Source organism: Pseudomonas nicosulfuronedens (genome assembly GCF_005877905.1).
Classification (GTDB): domain Bacteria; phylum Pseudomonadota; class Gammaproteobacteria; order Pseudomonadales; family Pseudomonadaceae; genus Pseudomonas; species Pseudomonas nicosulfuronedens.
Genome location: NZ_SWDV01000069.1, coordinates 1 through 14,185, shown reverse-complemented (window position 1 = coordinate 14,185; position 14,185 = coordinate 1). Strand labels below are relative to the sequence as shown.

9 protein-coding genes are annotated in these 14,185 nt (G+C 57.9%); 1 reads left to right on the top strand and 8 read right to left on the bottom strand.

From position 1 onward, the window contains the following. Nucleotides 1-268: 268 nt before the first annotated feature. Nucleotides 269-964 carry a hypothetical protein gene (locus FAS41_RS29640; RefSeq protein ID WP_138526840.1) on the top strand — a complete coding sequence of 232 codons (696 nt, stop codon included), beginning with the start codon at nucleotides 269-271 and terminating at the stop codon, nucleotides 962-964. Between the two features lie 189 nt (nucleotides 965-1,153). On the opposite strand, the gene FAS41_RS29635 is transcribed toward FAS41_RS29640, so the two are convergent. The 8 genes from FAS41_RS29635 to FAS41_RS29600 form a co-directional block, all read right to left on the bottom strand. Beyond that, nucleotides 1,154-1,867, bottom strand: coding sequence for a nuclease-related domain-containing protein (locus FAS41_RS29635; RefSeq protein ID WP_138526839.1), 714 nt, complete (start codon nucleotides 1,865-1,867; stop codon nucleotides 1,154-1,156). Between the two features lie 24 nt (nucleotides 1,868-1,891). Further along, entirely contained in the window at nucleotides 1,892-2,923 is a 1,032-nt protein-coding gene (locus FAS41_RS29630) for a TraU family protein (protein WP_218939144.1), read from the bottom strand. Beyond that, nucleotides 2,910-4,118: a TrbC family F-type conjugative pilus assembly protein gene (locus FAS41_RS29625; RefSeq protein ID WP_171049581.1), complete on the bottom strand. Its 1,209-nt coding sequence runs from the start codon at nucleotides 4,116-4,118 to the stop codon at nucleotides 2,910-2,912. The genes FAS41_RS29630 and FAS41_RS29625 overlap by 14 nt, the downstream gene beginning before the upstream one ends. An 8-nt stretch (nucleotides 4,119-4,126) precedes the next feature. Beyond that, nucleotides 4,127-4,693, bottom strand: coding sequence for a S26 family signal peptidase (locus FAS41_RS29620; RefSeq protein ID WP_138526836.1), 567 nt, complete (start codon nucleotides 4,691-4,693; stop codon nucleotides 4,127-4,129). Next, nucleotides 4,693-7,164, bottom strand: coding sequence for a type IV secretion system protein TraC (traC, locus tag FAS41_RS29615; protein WP_138526835.1), 2,472 nt, complete (start codon nucleotides 7,162-7,164; stop codon nucleotides 4,693-4,695). The genes FAS41_RS29620 and traC overlap by 1 nt, the downstream gene beginning before the upstream one ends. Nucleotides 7,165-7,173: 9 nt before the next feature. Next, nucleotides 7,174-7,890 carry a DsbC family protein gene (locus FAS41_RS29610; RefSeq protein ID WP_138526834.1) on the bottom strand — a complete coding sequence of 239 codons (717 nt, stop codon included), beginning with the start codon at nucleotides 7,888-7,890 and terminating at the stop codon, nucleotides 7,174-7,176. Nucleotides 7,891-8,009: 119 nt separating this feature from the next. Then, the gene (traA, locus tag FAS41_RS29605; protein ID WP_225610349.1) at nucleotides 8,010-8,387 is read right to left on the bottom strand and encodes a TraA family conjugative transfer protein; all 378 of its coding nucleotides are present in this window, start codon (nucleotides 8,385-8,387) and stop codon (nucleotides 8,010-8,012) included. Between the two features lie 133 nt (nucleotides 8,388-8,520). Further along, the coding region (locus FAS41_RS29600) for a tandem-95 repeat protein (RefSeq protein WP_138526833.1) at nucleotides 8,521-14,185 on the bottom strand (5,665 nt) is incomplete at its 5' end.

Here is a 14,185-nt window from a genome sequence, read left to right as displayed (position 1 = left end):
CTGATTGGCTCAGCTGGGCACAGCCCCAAGTGCATACACAGCTTGGGAAACCCACAACTGCACAGCAGCTATGAAGGTTGGCGGAGCCCTAAGGCAATTTTTGATCGGGACAACCCGATGGATGCGGTGATTTTCTCTACCGGTACAGCGGTCGTCAACACCTCCAGGGAGAACTTCTATTTCCGGCGTAAATCAAGCAGAAAAAAGCCATTCCAGTCTTCCTGCCGCTGTTGCAATGCGGTGGCCACCAACACTGGAGATCTTGAACATGACCACCCAATCTGCAACTGCACCGAAGAAATACCAATACTCCACAGCGCGGCTGAAGGGGCATCTCGTACTCAACACTGAACAGGCTAAAGCCTTCAGCGGCAATCGTTTCGATAACGTGATGACCGCCCTCTTCGTTATCGATGTCGTCGCCCGGAAACTGGCGCAGAAGCTCAAGAGCTTCGATTACCAGGCGGTGGCTTCCGCAGTAAGCACCAAGCTCGCCGACACGGAAAAAGCAATCAGCGACGACACCGCGCGTATCAGCGCCCTGCTGGGCGCGCTCGCCCAATGCCTTCCGGAATACGACCATCCCCAGGAGCGTGCCTACGAGATCACCAGCCCCGAAATCGCTCGGTTCGGCGCCCTGCTGAAGGCTTACGACCACCTGATCATGCTGGTCGACGCAGGTTGGTTGGGAGGAGTGATTGAAAGCGGTGAAGCTGACGCATTCCGCCAAGAGAAGCATAAGCAGATCAACAAACTCGTCCGCTTTCTGGTTGGGACCGGTCAGGCCGCAAGAACCAAGGCTTACGCCAGCAAGTCCTTAGAGATGAAGGCCGATCTTGAGCAGGCAGACGCTCAAGAGCAGACCGAAAAGGAAGAGCGCAAAGCAAGCGGCTTCGTGGAGCCGGAATCCAATGACCTTGATGCCGTCGAGCAGATCGAGGCGCGCGAGACTGCGATTGACTGAGTGGCTTGCTGACGCCCCTCACAGGGCGTCAGCTCCTCTACGGAGAAGCATCGATGTTGTCGACGCGCGAAAAAGCTACTGCAAACGATCGATTCGAACATTCCAGGTGGCTCAGCGTTCTTCAAGACCCGCCGGAGGCCTCCACGGATAAAGGTAAGTTTTGGAGTTTCTCAGTGGTTGCCCTGGTCGTCATTGCGGCCACTGCTGGGATCGCTCTTGGCATTCCTCTTGGGGCGTACTGCTGGCTGCACTTTTCCTTCTAGCCTCTTTCCTCTTGAGCAGCTCGACGTGGCGTTTAGCTGCCCAATACCCCCCTTTGACCCGACACCTTTCAAGCGCCTTCGTGATCGAGGAAACATGCCCGGCGGTGAATACCGGTGCGCGAAAGGCTTGGATCTTCCGTACAACAGACCAGATGCTGAAAACGCCCTCCGGCATCCCATAGACAAATTTCGCCTGCCCCGCCATCACGACGAAACTCCGAATTTGCTGAGAGTGGATTCCGGTTACCCGGTGAAGCGCTTTGACGTGAGCATAGTTCTGCAGCAGCGGGTTCCTGACTTTGTACTTCCTCCGGCCTACCCGTTGCAGCCAGGTGTCCGGTGCATTGGGGTCCGTGACTATGCGCCCGCGAAAGCACTTCGTCTCGATGACAAACAGGCCATACCGGCTCACCACGATGTGATCGATCTGCGTGGTCTCATCATCGGTCTGCCCGCGATAAAGTGCGTTGCTGAAAACACGGTACTCTCCACTCAAGCACACCTTCAGCATGAAGTTGACCTTGTATTCTCCCCACCAGCCACGGTATGCCGGCCGGGCCAATAGAAGCGTGTGCGCAACGGCGCCGACCAGTAGCATGAGTGCTACTGGCGGCGCGTATATCCAAAGGAAATCTGCCATAGAGATGCCCCTCCGGGCCTCCTGTTAGAGGTTGGAGCAGCAGTCTGTCCAACGCCAAATGAGGTACATGGAGTCATTTCCAGTACCTGGTACGTGGCGCGAAGGGCCACCATCCCAAAGCTGTGGTGGCGTACCGATCCACATTGCCTTCTGGTTCTGCGACTTCGGGTAGAACTGAGTGAGCTTGTACTGGCTCTTCGGTAAGGTCGGGTAGATGCTCGCGTTACACAGGTTGTCGTCACCCATTGTCCTACGCGCCAGTCCCCTGCGATGTTGCTGAGCAAGCATCCGTGCCGCCAAAAGCGCGGAAGACCGGTTCACGTCTTGCGCCGGCGTAACGCCGGTAAGGGGATATACGCCGCCCCACGTTCCGGTGCACCACCACATGCTTTCCAGCGGCTCCTTTCCTGCAGCAACCATTGCTGAGTCGGCGGCACATGCCGCGATCGCAAGCGGATTCGCCACTGCAGCAGCCTCAGGGTTCTGAAAGAAAGCGAGTGTCGGAGATGACCAGGTTGGATCGATCTCTGTGAAGGAAATGATGTCGAGATCCAGGTAGCCATCTGGGTTGCATTTCGTTGGCGTGTACAGATCGAGTATCTGCAGCAGCGGGAAAGCGTAGTAATGGGTGTGATAGAACGATCCCGCAGCCTGGCCGGTCTGTGAGAGGTTGTCCTGCCTCAATCGTCCGTACGTGCGGGAGTTCCCCATCGGGAGTGTGATCCCACCCAGAGTGGGCGAACACCCGGCCTTGCGCACGTTCTCGACGATTCTCGCCGGCTGCCACATGGAGGTTACGACGCCGGGCGTATAGATCCCGGAGCTGCCTTTCTGGCAGACGCAAAGCACTTGCTTCGACGCTCCTTCAGGCGCTACTCCAGGCGTGATTTGGGCACCCGATACCCGAATTGGAAACAGGCAGGCCCAGCAAATGTCGGTGAAGAGTTTTGGGCCCAGCAGCCCAGAGTCCTCACACATCACCTCGCTTGCCCGAGCGCCGACACAGACCAGCAAAGCCAGCGCTAAACCAACGAAAATCCTACTAGCGAATCGCATCGATTGCCCCCTGCGCATCGGATTGAGATATCTCCCGTACAACGAACTTCTTGTCCTCGGCCGTAACGACTGAAGGCACAGCCGTCACCTGATACCGCGCGGCTAGATCCTGCTGGAGGAGATACAAGGGAGCTGCAATCGAGTCCTGAACATCGTTGAACAGCTCCCAACCAGATGGGCCAACGTCCGACGTTGAACCGGGAATGTGGCTGGCGATCACGATGACCTGAAGCCCATCCTTCGTAGCAACCTCGCGGCGAGCAAGGTCCACCTGCCAGGAGGAGGTTGGGTCGATAACCACCAACTTGATACCGAAAGGCATCACATCCAGTGGGTTCATCCGGCCAGCTTTGATTACTACTCGGCCGTCTGGGCCCAGGATGTCTTGCGGGATGATCACAGAGGGGTCAACGGGCCTGATGCTGCTGTGTTCAACGGTTGGCAATACAAAGCCCGGCTGCTTGTCCCAAAAGCGAGCAATCGCGCGCTGCTTCATCGCGCCGACGTCCAACTGCTCGATGCGCGACTTCGCCACGGCCATGAGGTCAGGCTCAATGATCTCGGTGGTAGAGCCGAAGGAGCCAAGATTTCCGCGCTTACCTTGGGCAACCCTTTGAGAAAGCAACGAGGTCGACGAGCTGCCAGTAGCAAAGGCAACCTGATGCTGCTCGCCATCCTCACGTCCAATTGATGGCACCGCGAAGACACCGTGGCGCAGGAAGGCGAGTGGATCGAGGAGGATTGGAGTTGTGGAACGGGTGACTTTGGTTAGGCGCTGCATTCTCGCCACTGCCGTCGCCATCGGCACATCCTCCGGGATGCCCCTAAAGACCACTCCAACCCCGGGGACTCCGTCGTAGGCCACCAAGATATCTTCGATGGCACGAGCGCCCATGGACCAGGAGACAAATATCAAAGTCTTTTCCCCATCTCCAAGGGGGTGCGGCGGCGGATGAGAGCTGTTGTCGGCTGCCCCGTCTCGCTCTCCCGTACTCGCTCGCACCTCCTCTCCGGCACGCTTGACCCACTCGTAGTCGTGCGGGGATGCATCGGCCGCTATCGCTCTGCTGTTGTCCACAATCGTCTTCGCCTGCTCAAGCAGAGTCGGATCAAGGTCACTAAGCGCGGGCCTGCTTGGAAGGGTGTCTACAGCCAAAGCGGCGGTGGAGAGAGCAGCGCTGGCAGCCAGAACCACAAAACGCCTCACCATAGTGGATACGCCCTCCCCCACAGCTGCGAGCGCGCAACAGACCCCCAGTAGCGCGAGTCAAAGGAGTCCTGCGTTCTGCCCATGAACCAGTATCGTTCGATCTCTATACGGCCATGACGCACATACCGCGCAATATCAAGGTTCCGCTCGGTGGCAACGGCCAAACCATTGCCGACTACCTCTCCGTTAATGGCTGTTGTTGCCTCAGTCACTGAAACTTCATCGCCAGGCAGGCCAACCATTACTTTCACGATGTTGGTGCCATCGGGGAAAACTGGCTGCAGCCCCTTAGCTTTGAACGCAAAGGTCCCCCCACGTACCGGGGTGGTGTCTGCCTTGTCGATGACCCAGACCCGGTACGGTGGGAGGCACAGGGCCTCCTGAGTGGCAATCGCAATGCTGTAGCGGCTCGCGAGGAGGACAATTCCACCTGCCAGTAGCGAGGCAAGCGTTACCCCCTTCAGCAAAAAGCGAGAATCCAGCGGTCGGCATTGCCGAGCCGAATTCACGGCCTCGACAGTACGCCGCACCTTGGCATCGATGCTGAACGGATTCCGCATCACGCAGCCTCCGAAGCAATGATTCCCACGTCGATGCCACGGTCGCGCAGTACTTGGAGGATCGCCTGATCCTGTGGCATACCCGCCTGGGTGTAATTCCTGATCGCTTGCACGTCCTCCGGTGCAGTGGAGTACAGCAACATGGAATAGGGGTCGACGGTGAGGCGTGCAATGCCGGCGCCACGCGGCGTGAGCATGAAGATTTCGGAGTAATGGCCCTTGTAGGAGCGAACTGTCTTGAGGATGCGATAACCGCCGTCGCCCAGAGGCAGGCGCTTCTTCTCTTTGATCGAGTCGATGGCCTCAGCCTTCTGGCCCAGGAGAAGGGTAAACGCCGAGTTCTCCGCGATAGCTTGGCCGACCTTGTTTTGATAGAGGTCGTTGACGCCCTGAGTGATGACAATCGCGCCGCCACCGTACTTACGGAAGCGACGGTAGCCGTGTTCGATGAACTCACCGACGTTGCCCTGCGCCAGCAGCGACCACGCCTCGTCGATGATCACGATTTTTGGCCGGTCACGTTCGCCGAGGTACATGTCCTGTTGGATCTGGTAGATGAGCTGCAGTAGTACTACCTGCTGAAGGTGGACGCGTCCTTTGAGCTCCTCCAGTTCCAGCACAGTGAAGGGGTTCTGGAAATTGAGGTTGTTGCGACCGTTGAAGTACTTGCCGTACTGGCCGCGGGAGGTGAATGCATAGAGCTGGCTGCCGATGTCCTTGATCCGCTGGTCTTCATCGCTCAGCAAGGACTGCTCGATGTGATCGACCAGCAAAGCCTTGCCATGTTTATCCCAGCAGTTCGTCAGGTGGCGCTTCAACCCAGCAGTTTGGAAGTCCTTCAGCGGCTCCGTCGGCGCCGCCATCGCAGAAATCAGCCCAACCAGGACGTCTTCCTCGTCGCTGAAATCTTCTACCAGTTCAAATGGATTCAGGCAGATCTGGGAGCCCTTATCGAAGCACGCGAAATCACCCTTGTATGCCTCGGCGAGTTTCTCGTAGGAGCGACCTACGTCAATGCACCAGACCTTGGCCCCCATGCTCAGGTAGGAGGTGATGAGGTAGTTGGTAAGGAACGATTTACCTGACCCCGACTGGGCAGCAATGGTGCCGTTGTAGTTGGTGTCCGAATCGTAGAGATGGAAGCTGATTGGCTGCCCGTTTCGGGAAACAAACGGGGCCACAGGGGTACCGGTTCCGCGCCAATCGCCGTAGATCGGCAGAATCGGTAGAGCCTGCGCCAGGCTCATAGTTCTGTAGCGGAACATGTCCTGGATTGCTCCGGTGTCCGCGCACATCGGCAACGCATTGATGAAAATTGGCAGGACGATGAATTTGTCCTCGAGGAGCGTGAAACCTTGGGTCGAGAAGTGGCTCTTCGCGCTCGCCGCAGCCTGGATCAAGTCCTCTTTACTCTTTCCGAAGACAACGAGGGTGGTGTTTAACTGGATGTTCGGCAGCCCCTTGTCCAGGTCCTCGAAAAGGGTGTCATACCCCTGTTTTTTCTTTCGGAGCGCCGGCACGAAATGGGGCATCGGGCCGACCGCCTGCTTGATCGACCATTGGCGTCCACGGTTGAGCTTGTCCTTGGTGGAAAGCTGCGGGGGAAAATAGATCGTGCTGGTGAAGATGCAATTGCCGCGGATTCCTCCCCGCTGGGAGAGAATGTCCGAAAGGTACTGCGAAGCATCCCCTTGCCACATCGAATCCGGATATGCCTTAGGCGAGAGGGTTTTAACGAAGCAGTCATCACCGATTTTGAGGTGATCCTTTTTCGGCTCGACACTGCGGTCGAAGTCCAGTAGCTGCTCGTTCAGGGGCTTGTCGAGATCAGCATGCAGTTCGGGGTTGTTTCGCCACGAGGCGTTCGGCCCCTTGTTCAGGATTGACTGGAAAATCTCGACATACGCGTCATTGGTCAGAGCGACAGGGGCTAGGTAGCAGCTGTCCAGGGAAGTATTGAGACCGTCAGCCAGTTCCTTGGCCATGTTGGCCTCAGTAGCGGACGGTAGTGCATCCTTGATCGGCATCGTTACAGAGATCACCAGGTCCTGCTGGCGAACCTTCACGCCGGAGATACTGTCGACAGGCAGTAGCGTGCGATCGGACAGATACTGCCCTCGAGCCTGAGTGACCTTCTGCAGGAGAGCCTGTGTTTCCGGCGGTAAGTCGGATACGCCTCGCTCCACAAACGCTTTGCGTAGGTTAAGGAATCCCGCTTTCAGATGGTTGATGTTCTCGGTACAGATCAGGCTGAAGCTAATTGCAGTACCTTCCGGCCAGTCGACAGTAAGACCTGCCTTCAGGCGCGCTGCCTCGTCGCCGCTGGAGCCGGCCAGAGGCGAACAACGGAACGCAAAACCCAAACGGTTCCCTTCCAGTTGAAACAGCTGCATTTCGGGATCGTAAGCAAGGCCGTTGATCAGTTTGGAAAGGCGCGGAAGAGGTGCCAGAAGCGATGAGAGAAGCGACATAAGGCCCCCTTAGTTCGAGCGGTTGCTGAGGATCCACGAGCGCAACCCTTCGGAAGGCTTGCCTTCGTGGGTGAGCCCGTCATCGCGGATCAAGAAGGGGACGTTGCGAGCGCCCAGGAACTGTGCCGTGAGGCGACGCTTGTCGATAACCTCCAGAGAACACGCACCCTCCGGTTTTTGAGCCAGTGGAGTGTCCAGATCCCCGGTCACGCCAGCCTTCCAGGCAGCGACTTTGTCCTCGGCGCAAAGCAGTTCTTTAGTCCGCGACGCACTGCGCTCAGTCAGCAACGGAAGCTCCAGCACGTCGAGGCGGTACCCTTCCGGTAACTCCTTACGTGCCTCTTCCATAATCTGCTTGCAGTAGCCGCAGGCGGGATCGGAGAACATCGTCACCGCCTTTTCCCCATTACCGATCGTCATCGGGGCCAGGTCGGCAAATCCTGTTTTCACTCTGTCGACCGGCACGTACTGAGCAGCGTACCGAGCGTCGTCAAGGTTCTTGATTTCCTTGTTTTGCCAGACGTCGAAAACTGTGCCCTGGATGAGGAATCGACCGGTATCACTGATGATGGCGAATTTGCCATTCTTCTCGATGCCGATCATCGCGCTTGCAGGGAGGATGACGATGTCCTTGGAAGGGGTATTGCCAGGAACTCCGGCCAGCGCGCCGGAAGTGACGAATGCGCCCAGGAGGGCTAGGAAAATCGATATCGGTTGCGATGGCATGTGCCGTTCTCCTATAGGGGATTGGCACAGCGTAGGGATTGCAGAAAAGCGAAGGCCCCGCTTTTCCGCCGCTTTAGCGACGGAAAAAAACGGGGCCTTGAGCGGTGGCCGAAGCGCTGTTACAGCGCCACAGGCAGATGCTGCAGAGCGCTGTTCAGGCCATTCATCACCGGCACAGTGGCGGTCATGATCGATTCGATCACATCGGGCGCAGCGTACAGACCTACGCCACCGCCGACGCCAGTTACGAAGGGCATCAGGGATTGGCGCAGAACGCCGGCACCGATGCCGGTCAGAATCATCAGGCCGATGAGGATACGGCCCAGGGTACCTTGCATCCAGTCGGTCAGGGTTACCCAGACCGAGTCGAAGGTATCGCCGCCAGTACCGGCGACAGCAACCCCTGCGACGACCATCAGCGCGGCGGTGAGAACGACCGGGTTGACCATCGCCTTCGCGACTTTACCCGGCTTGAATTGAATGTTTTGGACTTGCATCGTGACTCTCCTGGAAATGCGCAGGGCCTGCGCTCGCAGGAGAGTTTTCCGCCTTGCAACAATCGTTAGTGGCGCTTTCCGACGCGGTTTTTACTCAAAATAGAAAAAGGCCGCAAAGCGGCCTTTTCTAGGGTTACTTGTTCGCCACCGGTGGCGACTCAGCTCCCGAGTCATCGATACCGATGAGGGTTATCACCGGCTCCCCATCCGGGTAGCGCCACATGGGGATCGAGATGTTGTTGGAGTTCAGTGCCTGCTTGTCTCCATTGATGTACCAGTTGTTTTTCGACACCCTGCCATCCGGATCAGTGCAGGTTGCCTTGGCCAACCAAGAGGTACGCCCATTAGTGACTTCGAGCGAGCAGCTCGGCGCCTGGTTGGCGACCACTGGAATTTGGACCTCCCCACTTGCCTCATGCCCCATCTCCGTAGTGATGTTCATCGTTACCGTGTGAGGGCCAGGGGTGGCCAAAGTCGCGCGACCGTAGTCTCCCGTGCTGTCGAGCTCTTTCCCATCCAAGGTATAGGCCTTGGTCAGAATCCTGTCCTTGGGATGACCTCCGCTGATCGATGGTCGCACCAGCACTCCAAGGGGAGCGCGGCCGAACTTGTTATCGCCGGACCACGACAGCAGCACGTTCCAGTCAGGCGGCGGAAGAAACTCCATTTCGGTGGACACGGTACTCAGGTTGCCTCGTGCATCGGTGACTGTGTATCCGAACTGGTAGGTTCCTGGCTCGGTCACTCTGACAATCCGGCTCTTCTGGTCGGAGTCCTTGACCACGCTCATCCCCTCATACGGGGGGACATCCCAATCAATCTTTAACCCTTCGAACTGCTGGAAAGTGCCACGGTTCCTTGCGGTCATCGTGAGGTCCGCAGGCGCGTAAATCGCGCTCGTTTTGCTCTGGATGTACCAGTCGGGCCAAACGTACTTCCAGAACTGCAGCAGCTTCTGGGTAAGGCCGCTGCCGCCACGGTCTTCGTAGCCGTTGATCCACCCCTGGAAGCCGATGTAGGTCTTCTCATCCGACATATCAGCGGATGTGGGGGTGTACTCAGCCTGCATGCTGTGGACCTGCTCTCCGTTTGGCATGATGAAGTAACCATCCATTGTCACGTCCATGTTGGGGTATGGCAGCATCATGTTGGCCTTCCATGTCCCCTTGGTGTCGACCTCCGGATGGCCTGGCCCGATCAGTTGCACCCGAGGCGGGCGAATCTGGCGGAACGCGACTCCTACAGTGACCTTCTTGTAAACGCTGGGATGGTCAGGGGAATCGTTGTACTTCAGCCGCCCGTACAGCGTGACACGGACTGCTTCATCACGAGTCAGGCGGTAGACGCCATCGCCTGTGCTGCTGGGCACCCACGTCTTACCCCGGTCCAATGACCAGTCCACGGTCATATCAGAGGTGTCAAGCGGCTGCCCCTGCAGATCGACCAGCTTGAAGATGGCGGTGTCGCCGATAAACACGTTTTGCGGCCCCTTCAGCCGTGCCTGCGGGACCACAAATGCAGTGATATCGATCACCGGCGTAGTCGATTTAGCTCCCGAGTTTCTGTTGGTGAGTTGCGCACGCAGGAGATAGTGCCCACGCGGGAAGGTGTAACTCAGGTGCTGGGGGAGCTTCGGATCCGAGCTAACGACGTCCCAAGTCACACCCTCATCCTTGCTCAACTCCCACACAACTTCACCAAGATCACGACTTTGGGTGCGGTCGGTAGTGACTGCGTAGAAGCTGTTTTTCAGCGGGGCCGGCCCGAGGATACGCAGCGCTTGGATCTTTCCATCGAGCGCCTCCCCGTTGAGGACGGTGAGCATCAGCGGTGCACTTCCTTGCCGTGTAAGCGAGTACTCCGGCACCGGCGAGTGAACTCGCGCCTCCGCGATGATCCGAACCGCTTTATTCGTCAGGCCGGTGAGATCAACTTTGAAGGTGGAATTGCCCTCGGCATCTATCGGCTGCCAATCCGCTAGCTGCTGATAATTCACGCCCGACGTGGTCGACAGAAGGCGAATGTCCCAATCACCCATCGTCGAAAGGCTATAGGGGTCGCTCATTGCCACCGTATCGCGAATGCCAGCCGTGATGGCTAGACCGTCGGTGTCGAGGACCTGGCGCTCATCATTAAGGATGACAGGCTTGATGGAGTCCTTAGGAACCGCGAGCAGCTGCACGGTTTTCTTCGTATGGGCCTCTGGAAGAGCGCGATAAGCCACGTCGACAACAAACGGCATCTGCGACCACAGCGGAGCGGTCTGGCCGGAGATGTACCGTGTGAAGCGTTGCGCCTGACCGTAGCTTAAGGAGACAGAGTTTTCGAGTTGGGCGCCGTCGAGAGTCGCCTGATAGGTCAGGTCTGCGGCTATGGCACTGATAGACATTGCCCCCACCGAGCCACCGGCCTGCGAAACCCAGTACATCCCCTCCTTCACAAAGTTCGTGGTCGGCAACGAAACCTCGATTGCAGGCGGTGGAACCACGTTGAAATCCTGCCCGCCGTTGCCGCCATCAATCTGCGCACCACTGGGCGTGAACAAAGTGACATTCCATCCGATCGACTGCAGCCCAGGGACGTTCATTGAGCCGTTTAACTTGGCATCGGTTGTCGAGCTTGGTTGGACTATCCCCTCAGGAAGCTGGATCCACTGGATCAAGCAGCTTACGTTCGTCTGCCATTGCTGCGCTGACTTCTTGGCCATGTCTGCGCTAACCGTCGGCGTGCAGGTTGCTTGGCTGGCGGTTGACTTAAGCGAGAGCGAAAGTGACTGGACCTTCTGGTACACATCGCTCACTTGGGGGCTCAGTGCAAATCCGAGCTGGCCGGCCAAAGGCTTGACGATCAAATCGTGCTTGATGTCGACCATTTTCTGCGGCTGGCCACTCTGGTCGAAGACAAATGCCGTGGCCTGAACCAGCTGCTTTCCAGCGGCCATGCCAGCGGCAACCATTGCGAGGTTTGTGCTCGAGCTAGTGTCCTTCCATTCATCTGGCGTCCCAGTCCAGGACAGGAAGCAGGTGGGCGTGTCCAGGGCGTTCCGGGACTTGGCCATCTGGGCATTCGTCAGCAGAGCGCATGCGCCATTCGACTGCTCAACGCGAATGGCTGTCCGCCCAGTGCCTTGATAGATCGACCAATTATCTGCAGCGAGCGCACCTTCAAACGCCCAGATACTCACAGGTACCGAATAGACCGGTCCAGTACGGTCCGCGCGGCTCAGGTACACGTTGGATGTGCCGGCTACCCCGATATTCAATGCCCCCATTGGGGATTGCAGGTCTGTTGCAGTGAGCACCTTGGGAACCAAGCGCATGCCGATTCCTGGGGCCAATTGCCGGTGCTGCAACGTCACGCCAACTGATGATGAGGGAGTGACGATTGCAACCAGGTCGTTGCCCAACGACTCAAGCACCTCTGGCTGGCTGACTTGGAATGCCTGCTGACCGTTGGTATGCACGAGTTGGGCGGCTACCGCCGGAATGCGAGGAACAGACTTTGTGGTCACGACTTCTCGCCCGTCAAAGAATTCCCAGGCCGGCTTGAAGGTCAGCTTGATGTCCTTCTCAACAAACAGGCCGTCCTGATCCGTCGCTCTCAGCCGAACAGTCGCGGGCTGATCATCATCAGTGCGGTAGGTCAGCGTATTCCCGGAAATACTGACTTCTCCATTGCTCGGCTGCTGAACCACTTGCAGCGAAGTCGACCCCCACAGGTTGGGATCGACAACGGAGAGCTCAGCGCTTCCGCCGATGCCGGCGTACATTTCCAGCGTGTGGGGGAGGATATCGGTAGGTGCATAGTTGAACTTGTTCACGACGACGCGCACCTGTCCGTCCACCCACAGGCCGCCAGAATCTGTTGCGCGAATCGTGAGGGCGTCATCACCGAAGTACCGACTAGACGGGGTGTAAACGAGTGCCCCGGCGACCAGCTTGATCGAGCCGTGAACGGGCTGGCCAATTATCTGGAAGGTGAAGGTGTCGCCGTTCCCTAGATCGGGATCCACGACCCATGGAATAACCGAGGAACTGGTTTTCCCCTCGTCGGTGACGATCGTCGCGCCAGTCGCCTGGGGAGCATCGTTGACGGGCACGACGGTAATCGTAACCGTCCCGACGTTCGACTTGGCCCCGTGTGAGTCAGTCGCCTGGTATTGGAGGGTTGTTTTTCCATTCCAATCCAGACTGGGTGTGAAGGTCAGCTTGTTGCCACTGATCGATGCTGCTCCGTGCTCGATCTCAGGAGCAGTCACGATGCTGAAGGTATGACTGTCACCCTCGAAATCAAGATCGACGTCATGGACTGGAAGAGTTGCTTCAACCGCGGTGTCTTCATTGGTGGTGAATTGCAGGTCATCCACGGAGGGCGTGTCATTTACCGGCGTGACAGTTATCGTCACGGTCGCGATGTTGGACTTCGCACCGTGCGAATCGGTCGCCTGGTACTTCAGAGTCGTGGTGCCGTTCCAATTCGCCGTAGGCACAAACGTCAGCTGGTTGCCGCTGATGGTCGCTTTCCCGGCCGAAGCAGGGGGAGCCGCTGTAACGATGAAGGTGTGCGAGTCCCCTTCGAACGCCAGATCGACGTCGTGCACAGGCAATGTCACAGCACCTGTCGTGTCCTCAGCAGTCGTCAGTTGCAGGTCGTCCACCGAAGGCGTGTCGTTCACCGGAGTGACGGTGATCGTCAGGGTGGCGATGTTGGACTTCGCTCCATGCGAGTCGGTGGCTTGGTATTTCAGCGTCGTAGTGCCGTTCCAGTTTGGCGCAGGTACGAACGTCAACCGGTTACCACTGATGGTGGCCGTTCCCGCTGCTGCTGGAGGAGCTGCCGTGATGGCGAAGGTGTGGGAGTCGCCCTCAAACGCAAGATCGACATCGTGTACGGGCAACGTGACAGCGCCAGCGGTGTCCTCGGCAGTCGTCAGTTGCAGGTCGTCCACCGACGGCGTGTCGTTCACCGGTGTGACGGTGATCGTCAGGGTGGCGATGTTGGATTTCGCTCCACGCGAGTCGGTCGCTTGGTACTTCAGCGTCGTGGTGCCGTTCCAGTTTGCTGCCGGCACAAAGGTCAACTTATTCCCACTGATGCTCGCCGTTCCGGCTGCGGCCGGGGGTAATGCCGTGATAGCGAACGTATGGGAATCGCCTTCGAACGACAGATCGACATCATGGACAGGAAGCGTCACTGTGAGGGTGGTGTCCTCTGCTGTTGTGGCCTGCAGGTCGTCCACAGAGGGTGGATCGTTCACTGCAGTGACGGTAATGGTCACAGTTGCCGGCGATGACCAAGCACCGGCGCTATCCTGCACGCGGTACGTGACCAATGTCGTCCCGTTCCAGTTGGCAACCGGGGTGAAGGTCATTGTCGAGCCGGATATCGTGGCGGTCCCATAGGGCGAGCTGGCAACAATCTGGAAGACTGTCGGCGCCGGCGAGTCGATGTCGGTTGCGGACAAAGTGACGGAACCAGTGGTGTCCTCCGCCATTGTGAGTGTCTTGGCCTGGGCAACCGGCGGATCATTTACCGGCGTGACGGTGATAGTGATCGTAGCGGCAGCAGACCAAGCGCCTGCTCCATCCTGGACCCGATAGGTGATGGTGGTGACCCCGTTCCAGTCCTGGTTGGGGGTGAAGCTCAACGTGTTTCCGGAGATCGAGGCGGAGCCATTTGCCGGACCACCTAGAATCTGGAAGGTATACGGGAATGGACCGTCATCACTGACGCTTAGGGCCGCGGAAAGTGGGGTGTCCTCAGGAGTGCTGAGCGAGACATTCTGTACAGTTGGAACT